General features: G+C 72.3%; 19 protein-coding genes and 2 pseudogenes. 12 read left to right on the top strand and 9 right to left on the bottom strand.

What is annotated here, in order from left to right:
* Positions 1–22: 22 nt before the first annotated feature.
* Positions 23–395, top strand: a pseudogene (locus ACFV6E_RS01630) (hypothetical protein); the annotation flags it as partial.
* Here ACFV6E_RS01630 and ACFV6E_RS01625 read toward each other — a convergent pair.
* The 6 genes from ACFV6E_RS01625 to ACFV6E_RS01600 all read right to left on the bottom strand — a co-directional run bounded on the left by ACFV6E_RS01625 (position 353) and on the right by ACFV6E_RS01600 (position 4,116).
* Positions 353–1,123, bottom strand: a complete 771-nt coding sequence (locus ACFV6E_RS01625; protein ID WP_385170931.1) for a metallophosphoesterase — start codon at positions 1,121–1,123, stop codon at positions 353–355. The pseudogene ACFV6E_RS01630 and the gene ACFV6E_RS01625 overlap by 43 nt on opposite strands.
* 32 nt (positions 1,124–1,155) lie before the next feature.
* Entirely contained in the window at positions 1,156–1,437 is a 282-nt protein-coding gene (locus tag ACFV6E_RS01620) for a hypothetical protein (RefSeq protein ID WP_385170910.1), read from the bottom strand.
* Positions 1,434–2,165, bottom strand: a complete 732-nt coding sequence (locus ACFV6E_RS01615) for a hypothetical protein (RefSeq protein WP_385170912.1) — start codon at positions 2,163–2,165, stop codon at positions 1,434–1,436. The genes ACFV6E_RS01620 and ACFV6E_RS01615 overlap by 4 nt, the downstream gene beginning before the upstream one ends.
* A gap of 161 nt (positions 2,166–2,326) precedes the next feature.
* Positions 2,327–2,548, bottom strand: a complete 222-nt coding sequence (locus ACFV6E_RS01610; protein ID WP_385170915.1) for a DUF6480 family protein — start codon at positions 2,546–2,548, stop codon at positions 2,327–2,329.
* 30 nt (positions 2,549–2,578) lie between these two features.
* Positions 2,579–3,379, bottom strand: a complete 801-nt coding sequence (locus ACFV6E_RS01605; protein WP_385458783.1) for an N-formylglutamate amidohydrolase — start codon at positions 3,377–3,379, stop codon at positions 2,579–2,581.
* A 269-nt stretch (positions 3,380–3,648) separates the two neighbouring features.
* Entirely contained in the window at positions 3,649–4,116 is a 468-nt protein-coding gene (locus ACFV6E_RS01600; protein ID WP_385458932.1) for an ATP-binding protein, read from the bottom strand.
* 225 nt (positions 4,117–4,341) lie between these two features.
* On the opposite strand from ACFV6E_RS01600, the gene ACFV6E_RS01595 reads away from it, so the two are divergent.
* Complete coding sequence (locus ACFV6E_RS01595) at positions 4,342–4,956, top strand: Scr1 family TA system antitoxin-like transcriptional regulator (RefSeq protein WP_385458781.1); 615 nt, start codon at positions 4,342–4,344, stop codon at positions 4,954–4,956.
* A 260-nt stretch (positions 4,957–5,216) separates the two neighbouring features.
* Here the strand turns inward: ACFV6E_RS01595 and ACFV6E_RS01590 are convergent, their stop codons facing one another.
* Positions 5,217–5,918, bottom strand: a complete 702-nt coding sequence (locus ACFV6E_RS01590) for a FadR/GntR family transcriptional regulator (protein WP_385458779.1) — start codon at positions 5,916–5,918, stop codon at positions 5,217–5,219.
* A gap of 267 nt (positions 5,919–6,185) precedes the next feature.
* Here ACFV6E_RS01590 and ACFV6E_RS01585 point away from each other — a divergent pair, with 267 nt between their 5' ends.
* The 5 genes from ACFV6E_RS01585 to ACFV6E_RS01565 all read left to right on the top strand — a co-directional run bounded on the left by ACFV6E_RS01585 (position 6,186) and on the right by ACFV6E_RS01565 (position 12,192).
* Positions 6,186–7,463, top strand: coding sequence for an aminotransferase class V-fold PLP-dependent enzyme (locus tag ACFV6E_RS01585; protein WP_385167146.1), 1,278 nt, complete (start codon positions 6,186–6,188; stop codon positions 7,461–7,463).
* 29 nt (positions 7,464–7,492) lie between these two features.
* Positions 7,493–8,794: an ABC transporter substrate-binding protein gene (locus ACFV6E_RS01580; protein WP_385458931.1), complete on the top strand. Its 1,302-nt coding sequence runs from the start codon at positions 7,493–7,495 to the stop codon at positions 8,792–8,794.
* 2 nt (positions 8,795–8,796) lie between these two features.
* A complete protein-coding gene (locus ACFV6E_RS01575) occupies positions 8,797–9,837 on the top strand; it encodes a carbohydrate ABC transporter permease (protein WP_385458777.1) in 1,041 nt (346 codons plus the stop codon).
* The gene (locus ACFV6E_RS01570; protein WP_385458775.1) at positions 9,834–10,670 is read left to right on the top strand and encodes a carbohydrate ABC transporter permease; all 837 of its coding nucleotides are present in this window, start codon (positions 9,834–9,836) and stop codon (positions 10,668–10,670) included. The genes ACFV6E_RS01575 and ACFV6E_RS01570 overlap by 4 nt, the downstream gene beginning before the upstream one ends.
* A gap of 73 nt (positions 10,671–10,743) precedes the next feature.
* Positions 10,744–12,192, top strand: a complete 1,449-nt coding sequence (locus ACFV6E_RS01565) for a membrane-associated oxidoreductase (protein WP_385458929.1) — start codon at positions 10,744–10,746, stop codon at positions 12,190–12,192.
* Here ACFV6E_RS01565 and ACFV6E_RS01560 read toward each other — a convergent pair.
* Positions 12,179–12,973, bottom strand: coding sequence for a CDP-alcohol phosphatidyltransferase family protein (locus ACFV6E_RS01560; RefSeq protein WP_385458773.1), 795 nt, complete (start codon positions 12,971–12,973; stop codon positions 12,179–12,181). The genes ACFV6E_RS01565 and ACFV6E_RS01560 overlap by 14 nt on opposite strands.
* Positions 12,974–13,082: 109 nt before the next feature.
* Here ACFV6E_RS01560 and ACFV6E_RS01555 point away from each other — a divergent pair, with 109 nt between their 5' ends.
* The 5 genes and pseudogenes from ACFV6E_RS01555 to ACFV6E_RS01535 form a co-directional block, all read left to right on the top strand.
* Positions 13,083–14,084, top strand: coding sequence for a zinc-binding alcohol dehydrogenase (locus ACFV6E_RS01555; protein WP_385458771.1), 1,002 nt, complete (start codon positions 13,083–13,085; stop codon positions 14,082–14,084).
* Between the two features lie 154 nt (positions 14,085–14,238).
* A complete protein-coding gene (locus tag ACFV6E_RS01550) occupies positions 14,239–14,637 on the top strand; it encodes a 6-pyruvoyl tetrahydropterin synthase family protein (protein ID WP_385458769.1) in 399 nt (132 codons plus the stop codon).
* An 11-nt stretch (positions 14,638–14,648) separates the two neighbouring features.
* Positions 14,649–15,818 carry a glycosyltransferase family 4 protein gene (locus tag ACFV6E_RS01545; protein WP_385458928.1) on the top strand — a complete coding sequence of 390 codons (1,170 nt, stop codon included), beginning with the start codon at positions 14,649–14,651 and terminating at the stop codon, positions 15,816–15,818.
* A 419-nt stretch (positions 15,819–16,237) separates the two neighbouring features.
* The gene (locus ACFV6E_RS01540; RefSeq protein WP_385458767.1) at positions 16,238–17,158 is read left to right on the top strand and encodes an SAM-dependent methyltransferase; all 921 of its coding nucleotides are present in this window, start codon (positions 16,238–16,240) and stop codon (positions 17,156–17,158) included.
* Positions 17,155–18,195: pseudogene (locus tag ACFV6E_RS01535) on the top strand (lysylphosphatidylglycerol synthase transmembrane domain-containing protein); the annotation flags it as partial. The gene ACFV6E_RS01540 and the pseudogene ACFV6E_RS01535, both read left to right, overlap by 4 nt.
* A gap of 497 nt (positions 18,196–18,692) precedes the next feature.
* Here ACFV6E_RS01535 and ACFV6E_RS01530 read toward each other — a convergent pair.
* Positions 18,693–19,439 (bottom strand): creatininase family protein, encoded by a 747-nt coding sequence (locus ACFV6E_RS01530; RefSeq protein ID WP_385458766.1) that lies wholly within the window; start codon positions 19,437–19,439, stop codon positions 18,693–18,695.
* Positions 19,440–19,589 lie beyond the last annotated feature (150 nt).

The following is a 19,589-nucleotide window of genomic DNA, read 5'->3' as shown; positions in this document are numbered from 1 at the left end:
TCCCCGCCGCCCGGCCATTCGCATGGGCAGCGTCCCTGCCGCCCGGACCGGCGCCGCGACCGGCGCCGTGAACGCCGGCATCGGGCACCATCGGCGGATCGATCGGAGCCGCCGTGACCGGCACCCTGGCTACTGGCTACTGGCTACTGGCTACTGGCTACCGGCCCCCGGCCCCCGGCCCCCGGCCTCTCGGCCACCAGCCCTCGGGCCTGCCGTACGAGTCCGGCTACACCCACGGCTTCGGCCTGCTGGCCCTGCTCTGCCTGGCCGCGGCGCTGGCCGCGCTGCTCGTGCCCGCGGCCCGCGGCCGCCGTACGGGGGCCGGGCCCCGTGCCTCGCAGGGCGCGACGGCTCAGCCGGAGGTTCCGGCGGGCACCCGCTCCCCGGTCGGCTGAGGCGCGTCCGCGTGCAGCTCGTACACGTTGAACGCGCGCCGGATGACGGGCTGTGCCACATTGCGGACCCGGACGCCGCCGCTGGTCATGCCGTGCTCGGTACCTGCGTGCGCGTGCCCGTGGACGGACAGGTCGGCACCGGCCGTGTCGATGGCCTCGGCGAGCAGATAGCTGCCGAGGAAGGGATAGATCTCCAGCGGTTCGCCGGCCAGCGTGTCCGCCACGGGGGAGAAGTGGGTCAGGGCGATGCGTACCTCGCAGCCGTCCCGTGCCAGGTCCTCCAGCGAGGTCCGCAGCCCGTCCGCGCACCGGCGGGTGTACCGGACGAACTCCTTCATCAGCGGCTCGCCGAACTCGCCTGCGCAGCGGCCGACGAAGCCGCCGCAGAACCCCTTGGTCCCGGCGACGCCGACCCGCGTCGAGCCGATCTCCAGGACGGTCGCCTCCTTCTCCAGGACCCGTACGCCGGCGTCCTGGAGGATGGCGGTGACCTCCTCGGGGCGCTCGTCGTGGTGGTCGTGGTTGCCGAGCACCGCGACGACGGGCACCCCGAGGCCGCGTACCTCGTCGGCCACGACCTTCGTCTCCTCGGGGGTGCCGTGCCGGGTGAGGTCACCGGCCAGGAGCAGCACGTCGGCGCACTCGGGCAGGGTCTCGAAGGCGGGCCTGAAGGTCCCCCGGTTGTCGGGCGCCATGTGGATGTCCCCGACGGCCGCGACGCGGATCATGCGGGCTCCGCCGTCCGTACGAGCTCCGCTGTTCATGTGAGCTCCTCCGTGTGCTCGGGGGCGGAGGCCTCGGCCACCACGATGTCGCAGTGGACCGTCAGCCCGTCGAGTTCCTCCCGCGCGGTCCGCAGGATCTCGTCGCGGCAGTGGTCGGAGGGCACCGTGCCGGTGAGCACCACCGCCGGTGCGGCGGGTCCGGAGCGGATCTCCGCCCGTACGCCCATCTCGGCGAGGTCCCCGGCGGCCAGCCGGTCCTGGAGGTGGGCGATGCGGTAGTCGACGCTCTGCTCGGGTGTGCTGGCGTGTTCGCTCACGGTCGCTCCTTCCGCCGCTCCGTCAGCGGTTCCTTCAGCGGTTCCTTCAGCGGTTGCCTCAGCGGTGCGATGACTTCCAGGCGCTCCAGGAGGTACAGGAAGGCGTCCGGCATGGGGGCGTTCCCGAAGACCGTGCGCACCTGCTCCCAGTCGACCTTCTCCCGCAGGGCACGGGCGATGGGCAGCACCGCGCCGAAGTCGCAGTGGTGCTCGGAGAAGGCGGCGATCAGGCTGCGCATCAGATCGGTCGCCGTCAGTACCGGCATGTGCACCGAGTCGACCGACAGCGTCTCGGCCCGGTCCAGCATCTGCGAGTTCACCGCCTCGTGGGCCAGCTCGTAGATCAGGTCGATGTCCTGCCCCAGGCACTTGGCCTTCAGCAGCCAGTCCTCGGGCGGGGTGATGACGACGAGTCCGGCGTCGCGCAGCGTGGCCGCGACCCGCTCGGCGTCCTCGGGCCTGATGCAGAAGTCGGCGTCGTGCTGGAGGTTCTGGGTGCCGCCGTGCGCGTAGACCGCGACGCTGCCCGCCAGCGCGAAGGCGTGGCCGTTCTTCTTCAGCAGGGAGCCGACCAGCTTCGTCGCCTCAAGGATCGCCTGGTTGCGGTCCCGGGGCAATTCGAGCTGCGGGTGCAGGTGGTCGGTCTCCGGCGGACGTACTGCCGTCAGGTGCAGCTCGGGAGAGGTCTGCCGCGGGTCGAGAGCGGCGTCGTCCGCTTTCTGCGTCATTGCTGCTCCGTTTCTCGTCTCCGTGCCCGTTTCCACCCCACTCCGGTACCCGGGCCGACGACTCCGACACGGGGAGCCGGTGGGGCCGGTGAGCACGGACGGGGCCGGGCCCCGCGTCCGCGGCGCGATCCGAACGGCAGGCGCTGCCCGAACGGCAGGCCCTAGATGAGGATGGCGTAGACGAGGAAGAAGGCGGCGACCAGGACGACGACGATCATGATCAGCGTGAGCGGCAGCTTGGACCAGCCGTGCGGCGGGTCGTGCCGCGGTCCCGCCTCCGGCATGCTGCTCTCGGCGGGCGGCGTCTCCCCGGGCGGCACTCCACCGCCGGGGTCGAGACCTGGGGTGTTCCGGGGGTCAGGATCTGGATTCGCGGTAACCATGTGCCCCGAGTAACCCGTGGGGCCCGGCGCTCACGCGATCGCGTCCACCAGTGCCGCCAGCGCGCCGGCCAGTGCGTCGAGGCCCGGTCCCGCCGGGCCGCCGGGCTCGCGCATGTAGACGTCCCGGCGGATCTCGATCATCAGCGCGCCGACCCGCGGATCCCGCCCGTAGTACTCCAGCGGCACGTACGCCCCGGCGAACGGGCTGTCGATCCCGCTCCCGCCGAACCCGCCGAACGCCCGCTCCGCGTGGGCGAGCAGCTCGGCGGGCGTGTGGAACGGGTCGGTGCCCAGGCAGACCGGCGGGCGCGGACCCGCCCCGTGCAGCTCGTACGGAAGGGGTTCGCTCGGGTACGAGTGCACGTCGACGATCACGGCGCGCCCCGTCGCCGCCAGCCGGTCCGTGACGGCCGCCGTCATGGCCTCGGCGTACGGGTGGAAGTACCGCTCGACGAGCGGCCGCCCGTCGTGGCCGTCCCGCCGCAGCTCCTCGCTGTGCGTGGTCCGGGTGTACACCGCGCCCATCCCGACGGCCAGCATCTCCTCCCGCTCGTCCGGGAACCGCTCCGGATCGACGACCAGCCGGGACAGCCGGTTCACGAACCGCCAGGGCGTACGGGCGGCGGCCGACGCGGCCCCGGCCGCGATCTCCGCCGTGTGCGCGTCGGTGATGTGGTCCAGCTCCCGCTCCAGCGCGGCGTCGTCCAGCACGATGCCGCGGCGGACACCGGCGGGGATCGCACGGGCGGAGTGGGGGACGTGCAGGATGACGGGGGAGTCGGGGGTGCCGGGGAGGAGCTGGAAGGAGGCGGAGACGGGCTGGTGCTGCATGCGGCGTCCTTGAGATGTCCGAGGTGGATCGTGCGTCGGGAGGCAAGCGCGCCTCCCGCCCGGGAGCTGTTCGGAGCGCGCCGGTGTCGACCGGCTCCGAAAGCTTGATCACTCAACCTCTTAGTGAAGGCCCCGTCAAGCTCTCAGCGAAGGCACCGTCAAGCCGCACGGTGGGAGCCTCACAGTCCGACCTGCGCCGCGACCGCCACCGCCTGGCTCGCGGGCGGCGGCCTGATGTGTTTCACCGCCACGGGCCGGTTCAGCGGGGGTCACCGGTCCGGCTGGGCCGAACGGTTCCGGAGTACCGGCAGCGTCGGGACAGCGCACTCCACCCAGACGGTCTTGCCGGGTCCGCCCTCGCGCGGGCGCCAGCCCCACCGGTCGGCGAGCGCCTCGACCAGGACCAGGCCACGGCCGCCGGTGCGCGCTTCGTCGTCCGGTCGGGGCGCGGCGGCGGGGTGTGCGGGCGGGCGTTCAGCGCGGGTGTCGGTGACGTCCACTCGTACGGAGGTGAGTGCGGCCGTACTGGGGGCGAGGCCGCTGACGCCGGTCAGTTCGACGTGGAAGTCACGGCCCGCCACGTGCCCGTGCTGTACGGCGTTGGCGCACAGCTCGGCGACGACGAGTGTCACCATGTCGTGCGCGTCGCTGTCGCACGGGACGCCCCACGCGTCGAGCCGTTCCGCGCAGAGGCGTCGGGCGAGCCGCACCCCACGGGGCGTGGAGCTGAAGCGCATGGCGAAGTGGTGTGCACGGACAGGTAGTTCTGTGCTGGTCACGGGCTCACAGTGGCCTCTTGTGGCGTAGCGTGACCAGTGGTGACGCACCGTCGCACGGTCCTTGTGCGCGGTGGTGCTGGTGGTGTACGTGCGGCGCGGAAGAGGCGGTGGCGGTGACGGTGACGACCATGCGGGACGACGACGGGACGGGGCAGCGGCCGGAGGACGAGCCGGGGTCGGGGGGTGGTGGCGGCGTTCGGACGCCAGCTGAAGCTGTTGCGGGTCCGGGCGGGGCAGGACCGGGCGGCGTTCGGGAAGTTGGTGGGGTACGCGGCGGAGTCGGTGGCGTCGATCGAGCAGGGGAGGCGGATTCCGCAGCCGCGGTTCATCGAGCGGGCGGATGAGGTGGTGGGGGCGGGGGGTGTGTTGGTTGCGCTGAAGGAGGAGTTGGCGCGGGCGCAGTATCCGGCGTTCTTTCGGGATGCGGCTCGTTTCGAGGCCAAGGCGATGGCCCTCAACGTGCACGCGATGTACGCCGTTCCCGGGCTGTTGCAGACGGAGGAATACGCGCGAGCCGTCTTCCACTTGCAGCGACCGCTCCTACAGGACGAGATCGTCGTCGGCGTTCCTCGAGCAACTGATGGGAGAGGCATGAGCGCGCAGCGCACCAAGGCAGCTGTACCGGAAGCCGCTTGGTTCAAGAGCAGCTACAGCACGGGGAACGGCGGCGAGTGCCTCGAAGTAGCCCGCTCGCTCGAAACTGTCCTGATCCGGGACTCGAAGCGGCTCGCCGGGCCCGTGCTGGCCGTGGGGGCCGACGCCTGGGCCGGGTTCGTGCGGCTGGCGTCCGGCCGCTGAGAGCGTACGACGAGCGGGGCCCGGCGTTCGCGCCGGGCCCCGGGGCGTTGCAGGCCCCAGAGCCGAAGGCCGGTGCGGAGCGGCGCCGCGTACAAGCCCCGCCCGTACACGGCGGCTCGGCGCGGGTCGGACAAGGCGTCCGCTCAGGCTGTCGCCGGGGCGCACGGTGACCGCGGCAAGGTCCGCCGACTCGACAGCGTGACCGGCGGACCCGCGCACGAGGGCAGACGGTCGTCACCCCCCGTACGCCAAGCACACGTCTACTCTCCCGAGTCCTCCGCCTCCACCTCCGGCATCAGTGCCCGCAGCCACCGCTCCGTCTGCGCCACGTGCGCCTGCGCCGCGCCCGCCGCCGCGCCCGGGTCGTGGTTCGCGATGGCCGTGGCCATCAGGCGGTGGTCCTCGTCGCTCCGGCGGCGGACGGCCGGGCCCTCGGGGAGGGTGAAGATCTGGTACTTGCGGGAGCGGGCGCGGAAGACCGCGAGGAGGGAGGAGAGGGCCGCGTTGCCCGCCGTGCGGGCGATCTCCGCGTGGAAGCGGTGGTCCAGGTCCGACGCCTCGGCGGGATCCTCGGTCGCCTCCATGGCCTCGATCAGGGAGAAGAGCGTCTTCGCCGTCTCCGGGGTGCAGCGGGCCGCTGCCTGGGCCGCCACATGTGACTCCAGGACGCGCCGGATCTCGTACACGTCCAACAGCCCCTGAAGCGGCAGCAGTTCGAGGGTCAGGGAGAGGCTGCCGATGACGTCCTCGGGCCTGAGCTGCGAGACGTAGGTGCCCGAGCCGTGCCTCGGCTCGATCACGCCCAGGGCCGCGAGCATCCGTACCGCCTCGCGCAGCGAACCCCGCGAGACGCCCAGTTCCTCGCAGAGCTCGGCCTCCGGCGGGATGCGCTCGCCCGCGCCCAGGCGCCCCGACGCGATCATGTGCCGTAGGCCGTGGAACGCCTTGTCGACTGCGGACATTACCGATCCTCCCCTGGCGGGCCCCGAGGGGCCTGGACGGCTGACCTTACCCAGCCGGAGGCCCGGAAGACCGCCCGGTGGGACCTCCAGTCATCAGATGTCTTGGATGTATCGACTAAGAGTCATCTGATGTCTTCCGCTGTTCAACCCCTTGATCTGGCCAAAAGTCGCTGTCAGGATGCCGATTCATCAGATGTGTCCGAGGTGGCCGTCGGCAGGTGTCCGACGTGTCGCCCCGGCGTCCGGCTTCGGCAGAAGTGGAGTCACGTGACCGACATCGAGACCGGGACCGGGACCGGGGCAGGTACGGGGACCGGCACGGCCACCGCGCCGCGTCCCCTCCTCCTGCCGGACGGCCGGCCCGCCGCCGAGGCGTGGTCCCTTGACCCCGCCATGCGGCACCTCAACCACGGCTCGTTCGGAGCCGTCCCCGTGGTGGCGCAGGAGCGGCAGAACCGGTTGCGCGCGGAGATGGACCGCTCGCCGGTGGTGTGGTTCCCGGCGCTCCCGCAGCGCATCGCCGACACCCGCGCCGACATCGCCGCCTTCCTGCGCGTCGACCCCGGCGACCTGGCCCTGGTGCCGAACGCGAGCGCGGGCGTCAGCACCGTGTACGCCGCGCTCGACAACCGTCCCCGCGGCGAGATCGTCGTGACCGACCACGGTTACGGGGCCGTCACCATGGGCGCCGAGCGGCTGGCCCGCCGCTGGGGCGGGCAGGTGCGGACCGCGCACGTGCCGCTGGACGCGGACGCGGAGCAGGCGTACGAGGCCGTGGTCGCCGAGTTCGGCGACCGGACCGCGCTCGTCGTCGTCGACCACATCACCTCCGCGACCGCCCGCCGTATGCCGGTCGACCGGATCGGCGCGGAGGCACGGCGGCGCGGCATCCCGCTGCTCGTCGACGGTGCGCACGCGCCGGGGCTGATCGCCGCCCCGCTGGAGGGCGTCACCTGCGATTTCTGGGTCGGCAACCTGCACAAGTGGGGGTGCACGCCGCGCGGTACGGCGGCGCTGATCGCCCGGGGGCCGCTGCGCGAGCGGCTGTATCCGCTGATCGACTCCTGGGCGGCGGCGGACCCGTTCCCCGGCCGTTTCGACCAGCAGGGCACCGTGGACTCCACCGGCTATCTGGCGGCGCCCACCGCGCTCGACTTCGTCGGCACCGCCTGGGGCTGGGAGAACGCCCGCCGCTACATGGACGAACTGGCCGGGTACGCGGAGCGCGTCGTCGGCGCCGCGTTCGCCGCGCTGCCGGGGGCCGCGGGCACCGGCGACCTGGTCGACGTCGGCATGCCCGTACCCGGGATGCGGCTGGTCCGGCTGCCGCAGGGGCTCGGCCGCAGCCGCGTCGAGGCGGACGCGCTGCGCGACCGGGTCGCCGCCGAACTCGGCGTCGAGGCGGCCTTCACCAGCTTCGGCGGTGCCGGCTACATGCGGTTGTCCGCCCATGTCTACAACACCCCGGACGACTACGAGCACTTCGCCGGGACCTGCGTACCCGTCCTCGGCGAGTGGGCTCGCGCCGCACAGGAAGCCGCATGAACGACACGTACGAGAAAGAGGTCGGCACGATGAGAAGAAGGACGGCAGCCCTCGCCCTCGGCACCGCCGCCGTGATGGTCCTGACCGGCTGTTCCACCATGAGCCCCAATGCGGACGGCACCGTCACCCTCAACATGGTCGAGAGCCTGACCAACCCGGCCCGCACCGCCCTGATCAAGGACCTGATAGCGGACTTCGAGAAGCAGAACCCCAAGATCAAGGTCAATCTGGTCTCGCCGCCCACCGAGCAGGCCGACCAGAAGATCCAGCAGATGCTCCAGTCCGGCAGCGGCGTCGACACCCTGGAGGTCCGCGACATCACCGTGGGGCCGTGGTCGAACAACGGCTGGCTCTACGACATGAAGAAGGACCTGACCGGCTGGAAGGGCTGGGACGCCATGACGGAGAACGCCGTCAAGGCCGCCGAGAACGCCGACGGCGAGACGTACTTCGTGCCGTACGGCTTCTATGGGCTGAGCCTCTTCTACCGCACCGACCTCATCAAGGAGGCCGGCTTCGACAAGCCTCCGGCTACCTGGGACGAACTGCTCGAACAGGCCACCGCCCTCCACGACCCGGCCAAGCGCCGCTACGGCTACGCCTTCCGGGGCGGCGCCAACGCCAACAGCAACGCCACCGCGGTCATCGAGGCGTACGTCGCCGACAAGATCGACACGGCCAACGGCTACAAGCTCACCGACGGCAGGACGATCTTCGCCGCGCCCGAGGCGCTCGACGCGCTGCGGACGTATCTCAAGCTGTTCAAGGAGGCCTCGCCCAAGTCCTCCGTCTCCTGGGGCTATCCGGAGATGGTCGAGGGCTTCTCCAACGGGTCGACGGCCTTCCTGCTCCAGGACCCCGAGGTGATCGCCACGGTCTCCGAGTCCAAGTCGGTGACCAAGGACCAGTGGGACACCGCTCCGCTGGTGGCGGGCCCGAGCGGCAAGACCGTGCAGCCGCTGGCCACCGCCGGCTGGGGCGTCGCCAAGGGCAGCGAGCACAAGGCCGAGGCGGTCAAGCTGGTGCAGTTCCTCTCCCAGGGCGAGGCGTCGACGTCCTTCACCAAGGAGAACAGCCTGGTGCCGATCCTGAAGTCGGCGACCGACGACTCCTTCTACAAGACCGGGCCCTGGTCCAGCTACGTCACCATGACCGAGCACCCGGACAAGTACCTCAACGTCAGCCAGCCGCGCGGCGTCTCCTGGTGGACCGAGTGGCAGCAGAAGGCCGACGCCGACGTGCAGAAGCTGGTGCTCGGCAAGGCCACGCCCAAGCAGGTTCTGGCCGACTGGGACGCGTACTGGACCGAGAAGTGGCAGCAGGAGAAGTGAAGATGCCCGCCACGTCCGAGACGACCGTGACGAAGACGGCAGCGGGTACGGGGGAGGGGGGCCGCCTCGGCAAGAAGGGGGCCGCCCCCGGCCGGGGGGCGCCGGGCGGCCGTCGCCGGCGGGAGTTCACCACCCGCCGCGGGCTGGTCATCGCCGCCTTCATGGCACCGGCCGCGGTCTTCGTGGCGGTGTTCACGTACTACCCCATGATCGCCGGCGGTCAGATGGCCTTCCGCAACTGGAAGCTGACCGATCTGACCGACACCTCCTGGGTGGGGTTGAAGAACTTCCAGGACGTCTTCGCCGATCCCGCCTGGTCCACCGTGCTCGGCAACACCGGTGTCTGGGTGGTCGGATCGATCGTCCCGCAGCTGGTGATCGGCTTCGCGATCGCCCTGTGGCTGCGCCGCCGCTTCCGCCTCCGCGGTCTCTACCAGGCGCTGATCTTCTTCCCCTGGGCGATCTCCGGGTTCCTCATCGGCATCCTGTTCCGCTGGATGTTCAACAGCGAGTTCGGTGTCGTCAACGACCTGCTCCAGAAGGCCGGACTGATCGACGAGCCGATCGCCTGGCTCGCCGACCCGGACACCGCGATGACCGCCGTACTGATCGCGAACATCTGGTACGGCGTCACCTTCTTCGCCATCATGATCCTGGCCGCGCTCCAGTCGATCCCCGACGAGCTGTACGAGGCGGCGGCCCTTGACGGAGCGGGCAAGGCGCGCACGCTCTTCCAGATCACCATCCCCTACATCCGCACCACGCTCGCCCTCACCGTGCTGCTGCGGGTCATCTGGATCTTCAACTTCCCCGACCTGATCTTCGGCATGACCGGCGGCGGGCCCAACAACGAGACGCACATCGTGACCACCTGGATGATCAAGATCACTCAGCAGGGCGACTACGGCAGGGCCTCCGCCCTCGGCCTCCTGGTCGTCGCCATCCTGCTGCTCTTCGCGGTCTTCTTCCTGCTGGCCACGAGAGAGAAGAACACCCGGGAGAACAAGCGCCCGAAGGCGCGGGAGAGGAAGGTGACGGCATGATCGGCAAGGAGACCGCGGCCGGCCGGGCCGTCAAGTTCGCCTTCCTGGGACTGTGGCTGCTGTTCACCGTCTTCCCGCTCTACTGGATCACCGTCACCTCGCTGAAGGCGCCCGGCGACATCTTCGCCTTCCCGATCGCCTACTGGCCCGAGCACTTCTCCCTGGAGAACTACCAGGGCCTGTTCGACCAGGCCGACTTCGGCACCTACCTCACCAACAGCCTCGTCGTCGCCACCGTCGCGGGCGTGGTGGCCACCGCCATCTCCATGCTGTCGGCGTACGTCCTCGCACGCTTCGAGTTCCGCACCAAGTCCGCGCTGCTGATGGCCGCCCTGGTCACGCAGATGATCCCCTCCTTCATCGCGCTGGGCCCGCTGTACCTGCTGATGACCGACCTGCGCCTGGTCGACAACCGGTTCGGGCTCGTCCTCGTCTACATCGCCGTGTGCATCCCGTTCTGCACGGTGATGCTGCGCGGGTTCTTCGAGAACGTTCCCGACGCACTGGAGGAGGCCGCGATGATCGACGGCCTGTCCCGCTTCGGGGCCCTCTTCCGGGTCCTGCTGCCGGTCATGAAGCCGGGCATCATCGCCGCGTTCATCTTCAACTTCGTCAACTGCTGGAACGAACTGTTCCTGTCGGTGACCCTGATGAACAGCGACACCAACAAAACCGTCCCCACCGCCCTGAACGGCTTCATCTCCAGCTTCAACATCGACTGGGGCTCGATGTCCGCCGCCGCCGTCCTCACCATCCTCCCCACCATGCTCCTGTTCGCCTTCGCCAGCCGCCACATCGTCCAGGGCCTCACGTCGGGCGCGGTGAAGGGCTGATCGCGCCCGCCGAGGGGCGGTTGACAGCCGGATCGCGCCGGGTCAGAGTCCCGAGGTGAGCGAGACCGACGACATGACACCGGCCGAGAGACGGGTGTGGCGGGCCTACCCCCGAGGCGAGTACGTGGACTTCCGCGCCGCCGAGGACGAGGACCCGGCACACGTCACCACGTGGGGCGCCGAGCGGACCGTACGGGCGAGCGTGCTGCGGACCCTGCTGCTCAAGGCCCCGCGGGAGGACGGGGAGATCGCCGCCCTCAAACTCGCGGGCGCCCGCATCACCGGTGTACTGGACCTGCGGTACGCCACGGTCGACGCCGCCGTCCGGCTGAGCCACTGCCTCTTCGACGACGTGCCCGAACTGTACGGAGCCCAGTTGCGCCAGCTCAATCTGAGCGCGTCCGTGCTGCCGGGCCTGACGGCGGCGACCGTGCGGGTCGGCGGAGTGCTGCGGATGACGGACTGCCGCATGCGGGGGCCGGTGCGGCTCGGCGGGGCACAGATATCCGGGGCGCTGTTCATGGAACGGGCGCGGTTCACGGCACCGGACGGATCCGAGCCGGCGCTCCAGCTCAACCAGGCGGCCGTCGGCGACGACATCTGGGCGCCGGAGCTGCGCGCACACGGACAGGTGCGGCTCACCGGCGCGTCCGTCACCGGGCGGATCAACCTCCAGGACGCCCACTTCGTCCACCCCGGCGGCATCGCGCTGGACGCGCAGAACCTGGACGTCGGAGGCCACATACGGGCGCGGCGCGTCCAGGTGCGGGGCCGGCTCGAGTTCCGGGGCTCGCGCATACCGGGCCGGCTCGATCTGCTGCACGCCCGCCTGTCGCACCCCGGTGACACGGCACTGCGGGCGAGCAGCTGCGTCATCGGCGAACTCTGGCTGCACGGGGGCGAACGCATCGAGGGCGCCCTGAATCTGCGGCGCTCCCAGATCGAGATCCTGAGCCTCGGCCCCGAGATGCTGCCGGACCAGGTGCACCTGAGCAATCTCACGTACACCGTGCTCGCCCCGCACGAGCCCGCCGAGCGCCGGCTGCCGATGCTGGAGCGGGACGGCGGCCGCTACGAGCCGTACGGCTACGAACAGTTGATCGCGGCCTACCGGCACGTCGGTGACGACGACGCGGCCCGGCTCGTCCAGCTCGCCCGACAGCGCCGCCGACGCACCACGCTCACCTGGTACGGACGGCTGTGGGGATATGTGCAGGACGCCACCGTCGGCTACGGCTTCCGTCCCCTGCGCGCGGCGGTCTGGCTGCTGTCCCTGCTGGCGATCGGCTCGATCGCGTTCGGCCTCGACCGGCCGCGCCCCGTCAAGGCGGACGAGGCGCCCGACTTCAACCCCGTCTTCTACACCCTCGACCTGCTCATGCCGGTCGTCAGCTTCGGCCAGGAGACCGCGTTCGCCCCGCACGGCTGGTACCAGTGGCTGTCGTACGCGCTGATCATCACCGGCTGGATCCTGGCGACCACGATCGTCGCGGGTGTCACCCGCGCGGTCAGCCGCCAGTGACCGCGACCGGCTCCGGCTTGACGGCCTGGGCCGGCGTCGGGGCCGAGGCCGGGTGGGGCGGGGTGAAGGGGCTGCGGGTGGTCCACAGCCAGCCGATGTCGCGGCCGAACGACCAGGTCAGGGTCCCCAGGGCCACCGCCACGAGGACGGCCGTCGCGTCGTACGGGAGTACGCCGGATGCCGCCACCAGCAGCAGGACGCCCTGGAGGGCTGCCACCGTCTTGCGGGCCATGCTCGGCGGGAGGGGCGCGTTCAGCCACGGCAGGACGCGGGCCGCGGCCACGAAGGCGTAGCGCATCAGGCCGATGAGCAGGACCCACGGGCCCAGCGACACCGACACGTAGACGCTCAGCACCAGGATCAGGAACGCGTCGACCTCCATGTCGAAGCGGGCGCCCAGGGCCGAGCAGGTGCCGGTGCGGCGGGCCACCTTGCCGTCCACGCCGTCGAGGATCAGGGCCACGGCCGTCAGACCGACGAAGAGCGTGACGGGCGGCGAGTCCTGGAAGGAGTCGGCGACCAGGGCGGTCACCCCGCCGACGAGGATCGCGCGGCCGAGGGTGACACGGTTGGCGGGGCCGAACGGCAGCGGCTGCGAGCGGCGCAGGGCCCGGTTCAGGACGGCCCAGGTGGCGATCGCGAAGACCAGCCCGGTGAGCCAGCCCGCGGGTCCCATCCCGATCGCCGTCCCCAGGAGGGCGAGCAGCAGGAGCTGGACGCCCGCCCCCACCGCCGTCTCCTGGTACGCGAGCCTTGCGTCGTACGTGTTGTTCAGGGCCACCGCTCACCCTCCGGCCGAGTGACAGATTCGATCGACGCCGCGTACTTTGTGCGCGACTTCTCGTAGCTGCGTACGTGGCGAGTCGGCCGATCGTTCAGGAGGACCGCACATGGAGCACACAGAGTTCACAAGTCCCGGGCAACTCACCGCACGTGCCCTCTGGCTCCGGTCGCCCGGACACGCCGAGACGCGGGAGAGCGTCCTGCCGGCGCCCGCCGCCGACGAGGTGCTGGTACGGGCCCTCTGCTCGGGCGTGAGCCGCGGCACGGAGAGCCTCGTGTTCCGCGGCGGGGTGCCGGAGAGCCAGTACACCGCCATGCGGGCGCCGTTCCAGGAAGGCGACTTCCCCGGGCCGGTGAAATACGGCTATCTGAGCGTCGGCCGGGTCGAGGCCGGACCCGCGGAACTCCTCGGCCGGACCGTCTTCTGCCTCCACCCGCACCAGACCCGCTACGTCGTCCCCGCGAGCGCCGTGACCGTCGTACCGGACGGCGTGCCCGCCGGGCGGGCGATCCTCGCCGGGACCGTCGAGACCGCGGTGAACGCCCTCTGGGACGCGGCCCCCCTCGTCGGCGACCGGATCGCCGTGGTCGGCGGCGGCATGATCGGCTCCTCCGTGGCCGCCCTGCTCGCCGGGTTCCCCGGCGTCCGCGTCCAGCTCGTCGACGCCGACCCCGCGCGCGCGGACGTCGCCCGTGCCCTCGGTGTCGACTTCGCGCTGCCCGGCGAGGCGAAGGACGGCTGCGACCTCGTCGTGCACGCCAGCGCCACCGACGCCGGACTCGCCCGGTCCCTGGAACTGCTCGCCCCCGAGGGCACCGTCCTCGAACTCAGCTGGTACGGCGACCGGCGGGTCAGCCTGCCGCTGGGCGAGGCCTTCCACTCCCGCCGACTCGTCCTGCGCGCCAGCCAGGTGGGCTCCGTCTCCCCGGCCCGGCGCGCCGGCCGCACCTACGCCGACCGGCTCACGCTCTCCCTCGGCCTTCTCGCCGACCCCCGCTTCGACGCCCTGATCACCGGCGAGTGCCGGTTCGAGGAACTCCCGGACGTACTGCCCCGGCTCGCGTCCGGCGAACTCCCGGGCCTGTGCCACCGGGTGCTGTACGAGTAGCCGTACGAGCTGCCGTACGCACAGCTGAACCAGCAGCTGAACCAGCAGCTGTACGAGTAGCTGAACAACCCATGCTGGTCAGCCGTACTACACGGCATCCCCCGGCAGGGGGTCGGCAAGGGGACCAGATGTACCGCACCTGGAGGGTCGTCCGTTGTTCAGTATCACCGTCCGCGATCACCTCATGATCGCCCACAGCTTCCGCGGCGAGGTCTTCGGGCCCGCGCAGCGTCTGCACGGTGCGACGTTCCTCGTGGACGCCACCTTCCGCCGCGCCGAGCTGGACGACGACAACATCGTCGTCGACATCGGACTGGCCACGCAGGAGCTCGGCTCACTGGTGAGCGAGCTGAACTACCGCAATCTCGACGACGAACCCGCGTTCGCCGGCGTCAACACCTCCACGGAGTTCCTGGCCAAGGTGATCGCCGACCGGCTCGCCGACCGGGTGCACGCGGGCGCCCTGGGCGAGGGCGCCCGCGGCCTCGCGGGCATCACCGTCACCCTGCACGAGTCGCACGTCGCCTGGGCGAGTTACGAGCGTGCCCTGTGAGCGACGTGACCCTGGCGAAGCCTCCCGTGCTGCCGCGGCAGCCGGCCCAGCGAGGTCCGCGCAGGACCGCGGAGATCATCCCCATGTCCCTCAGCTCACTGCACTTCGTCATGCCCGGCGGCGTCGACGACCCGGCCGCGCCCAGCGGCGGCAACGCCTACGACCGCCGGGTCTGCCTCGACCTGCCCGGCTTCGGCTGGCAGGTCCGCCGGCACGTCGTCCCCGGCGACTGGCCCCGGCCGGACGAGGCGGCCCGCGCCGGGCTCACGCGTACGCTCGCCGAGCTGCCCGACGGAGCCGTGGTCCTCCTCGACGGGCTCGTGGCCTGCGGCGTCCCCGAGATCGTCGGACCCGAGGCCCGGCGGCTGCGGCTCGCCGTCCTGGTTCATCTTCCGCTCGGCGACGAGACGGGGCTCGACCCCGTGGTGGCCGCGGACCTCGACGCGCGGGAACGTGCAACGCTGCGGGCCGTGCCGGCGGTCGTCGCGACCAGCGAGTGGGCGGTCCGCCGGCTCGTCGCCCACCACGGGCTCGCCCCCGAACGGGTGCACGTCGCCGTCCCCGGCGCGGACATCGCACCGCTCGCCCCCGGCACCGACGGGGTGTCTCGGCTGCTGTGCGTCGCCTCGGTCACCCCGCGCAAGGGCCAGCACCGGCTGGTGGAGGCGCTCGCCACCGTCACCGACCTGCCGTGGAGCTGCGTCCTCGTCGGCGGCCTCGGCCACGACCCGGAGTACGTCGCCGAACTGCGCGAACTCATCGACGAGTTCGGCCTCGGCGACCGGCTGCACCTGGCCGGTCCGCAGGCCGGTGCGGAACTCGACGCGAGCTACGCCGCCGCGGATCTGATGGTCCTCACCTCGTACGCCGAGACGTACGGCATGGCGGTCACCGAGGCGCTGGCCCGCGGCATCCCCGTACTGGCCACGGACGTCGGCGGGCTGCCCGAGGCGGTGGGGCGCGCCCCGGACGGCGGCGTGCCCGGCATCCTCGTACCGCCGGAGAACCCCGCCGCGCTGGCGGCGGAGCTGCGCGGCTGGTTCGGCGAGGCGGACGTGCGCCGCCGGCTGAAGGCGGCCGCCCGCGCCCGCCGCGCCGCCCTGGACGGCTGGGCCGCGACGGCCCGCACCCTCGCCACCGTCCTGAGCCGCCTCCGCCAGGAACCCCGGAGGGCAGCATGAACACGAAGACGACACCGGCCGGAGGCCCGGCCAGGCTCGCTTCGGGGGGCACGGCGCGGGCGCGGGGGGTACCGGAGACGGCGGACGCGCGGGAAGCGCCGGGCGTGCGGGATGCGCAGGACGCGCGGGATACGCAGGACGTGCGCGATGTGTCGGGCGTGCGGGATGCGCAGGACGTGCGCGATGTGTCGGGCGTGCGCGATGCGTTGGGGGCTCGGGGTGAGCGGGGCGTGCCTGGTGCGCGGGACGCTCAGGGTGTCCGGGGTGCCGGGGACGTGGGTGGTGCGCAGGGTGTGCCGGACGTTCGGGGTGTGCCGGACGTTCGGTGTGCCGGGGACGTGGGTGGTGCGCAGGGTGTGCTGGACGTCCAGGGTGTGCCGGACGTTCGGGGTGCCGGGGACGTGGGTGGTGCGCAGGGCGTGCCGGATGTCCAGGGTGTGCCGGACGTCCAGGGCGCCCGGGACGCGCGGGTCGTCGAGGTGCCTCGGTTCGCGCCGCGGTGGCTGGAGTTGCGGGAGTACGCGGATGCCGCCGCCCGGTCGCGGGAGCTGCTCGATCCGTTGCGGATCCGGCTGGCCAACCTGCCGCGCCGCAACAACGGCCTCGTCGTCCACGACCTGGGCTGCGGCACCGGTTCCATGGGCCGCTGGCTCGCGCCCCGCCTCGACGGCAGCCAGCACTGGGTGCTGCACGACCGCGACCCCTACCTCCTCCACTTCGCCGCCGTCGGCGCACCCCGCGCGGCCGCCGACGGCAGCCGGGTCACCGCCGGCACCCAGCGCGGCGACATCGGCCGGCTGACCCCCGACGCGCTCGACGGCGCCTCACTGGTCACGGCGTCCGCGCTGCTCGACGTCCTCACCCGCGACGAGGTCGACGTGCTCGCGACGGCCTGCGCCGGAGCGGGCTGCCCGGCGCTGCTCACCCTGTCCGTCGCGGGACGCGTGGACCTGTCGCCCACCGACCCGCTCGACGCCCCGATCGCCGACGCCTTCAACGCCCATCAGCGCCGCGGCGGCCTGCTCGGCCCCGACGCGATCACCGCCGCCTGCGAGGCCTTCGACCGGCAGGGCGCGACCGTACGGGTGCATCCGAGCCCCTGGCGGCTCGACGCCGGGCACGCCGAGCTGACCGCGGAGTGGCTGCGCGGCTGGGTCGCCGCGGCCGTCGAGCAGCGGCCCGAACTGGCCGCGGACGCCGAGGAGTTCCTGCGGCGCAGGCTCGCGCAGTGCGCGGCGGGGGAGCTGCGGGTGGTCGTCCACCACAGCGACATCCTGGCCCTGCCCCGGCCGGCGGGCGGAACGTCGGCCGGCCGGACACCGGCGGGCGGAGCCTCATGAGCGCGGCGACGGGTACGGGCGCGGCGCGCGCGGTGTCCCCCCTCCGTGCCGAGACTTCCGAGGCCGGTGTCGCCGCCGTGTCTACGTCCGGTGGCCGGGCGCGGGCCGGATTCAAGGGGCTGCGCGCCCACCTGGGTACGGTCGCCGGGGTCGCCATCCTCGCCGTGCTGCTGTGGCGGCTCGGTACCGGCGTCTTCCTCGACGGACTGCGGCGCCTCGACGCGCCCGCCCTGCTGGCCGGGCTCGGCATCGGCCTGCTCACCACCGTGTTCAGCGCCTGGCGCTGGCAGGTGGTCGCCCGCGCGCTCGGCATCAGGCTGCCGCTCGGCGCCGCCGTCGCCGACTACTACCGCGCGCTGTTCCTGAACGCGGCCCTGCCTGGCGGCGTCCTCGGCGACGTCCACCGGGCGGTACGGCACGGACAGAGCACCGGTGACCTGGGACGCGGCGTCCGTGCCGTGGTCCTCGAACGCACCGCCGGACAGGTCGTCCTGGTCGTCGTCGGCGCGGGCGTCCTGATCACACAGCCCTCGCCGGTACTGGCGCAGGCCCGCCACCTCTGCGCGCTGCTCGCGTTCGGCGGACTCGGCGCGCTGGCCGTCATGGCGGCGGTCCGGATGGGCCGGACGCCCGCCCAGGACCGCCGGGGCCGGGGCCGGGCCGTACGTGCCGCGCTCACCGAGGTCCGTCACGCGCTCCTCGCCCGCGGCAGCCGGACCGGTGTCGCGGTCTCGTCGGTGGTGGTGCTGGCCGGACACGTTGCGATGTTCCTGCTCGCCGCGCGGGTCGGCGGATCCGACGCGTCGGCCGCCGAGTTGCTGCCCCTCGCGCTGCTCGCCCTGCTCGCCATGGGGCTGCCGCTGAACGTCGGCGGCTGGGGGCCGCGGGAGGGCGTCACGGCGTGGGCCTTCGGCGCCGCGGGCCTCAGCGCGAGCACCGGCCTGAGCGTCGCGGTCGTCTACGGCGTCCTCAGCTTCGCCGCGAGCCTCCCGGGCGTCTGCGTCCTGGTCGCGCGGTGGTACACGGACGCCCGCCGCTCCCGTACGGACGCGCGCCGGTCCGGTACGGACGCGCGCCGGTCCGGTACGGACGCCCGCCGGTCCGGTACGGACGCCCGCCGGTCCGGTACGGACGCCCGCCGATCCGGTACGGACGCCCGCCGATTCCGTACGGGGGCCCGCCGATCCCGTACGGGGGCCCGGTCGGCGGACCGCAGGGTCCCGACGCCGGACGTGGCGTCGGAACCGGTCCAAGTCCCGACCCCGGCCCCGGACTTGGCCCCGGCCCCGGACTTGGCCCCGGCCCCGGCCTCGGACTTGGCCCCGGCCCCGGCCCCGGCCCCGGCCCCGAACTCGGCCCCGGCCCCGGCCCCGAACTCGGCCCCGGCCCCGGCCCCGGCCTCGGACTTGGCCCCGGCCCCGAACTCGGCCCCGGCCCCGGCCCCGGCCCCGGCCTCGGACTTGGCCCCGGCCCCGAACTCGGCCCCGGCGCCGTCCCCGAGCCCCGTTCCCGACCCCTCTCCTTCCCCCGCCGTCTACCCCCGCTCACCGCCCGCGCGGGCGCGGGTCTCGGTGGCGTCGCCCGGAAGTTCCTCCTCCGAGGTGAGCAGGGAGAAATACGCGCCGAAGGAATCGGCGAGCGCCGCGAGGAGTTCCTTCCCCTTATCGGCGGAAGCCAGCGAAGGGCGCCCGATGACACCGGACCCGGTATAGGCGGACATGCCGAGGGTGAGGAGATGCCTGCGGTCGTCGGCGAGGAAATCGGTGGTCTCGTAACCGGGACGGACCGTTTCCGGATGAGCGTGCAGAAGGATGGAGGTCTCGATTTCCCCGGCGTGCATGTCGCTGAGCAGAGAGGTCTGTACACCGGCCCGGTCGAGCGCCGTCTCCCAGTCCTCGGGGGCGGGGAAAAGCGCCATACGCGTACCGCTGCCGACGGATTCCTGGACCACATTGCCCAGTACGTAATTCCCGCCGTGTCCATTGACGAGTACCAGGGTGTCGACCCCCGAGCCGCGGAGGGAGCCGGCGATGTCCCGTACCACCGCGTGCAGTGTGACGGCCGAAATACTCACGGTGCCCGGCCAGGCCGCGTGTTCGTGGGAGCAGGAGATCGTCACCGGAGGAAGGAGGTGAACGGGATGAGCGTCGGCTATCTCACGGGCGACGGCGCAGGCCACGAGCGTGTCGGTGGCCAGCGGCAGATACGGCCCGTGCTGTTCGAAGCTGCCGACGGGAAGGACGGCGACCTGGCGCCCGGCGGCGCCGCGGCGGTCGCGCACCTCGTCCGTGGTGTGCGTGGGAAGAGGGGAGCCACCGTGCGACGACTGGTGCGGCGGCCGGTGCGGTGCACGCTGCGACGGTCGGGAATTCCCGGTCGCCGAGGAGGCTTCCCCGGCCGGCGGCGAGGAGATCTCCGCCGATGTCGCGGC

This window comes from Streptomyces sp. NPDC059785 (assembly GCF_042732375.1).
Classification (GTDB): Bacteria; Actinomycetota; Actinomycetes; order Streptomycetales; family Streptomycetaceae; genus Streptomyces.
The sequence above is the reverse complement of the archived record's forward strand: the minus strand, read 5'-3'. Positions and strand labels throughout refer to the sequence as shown.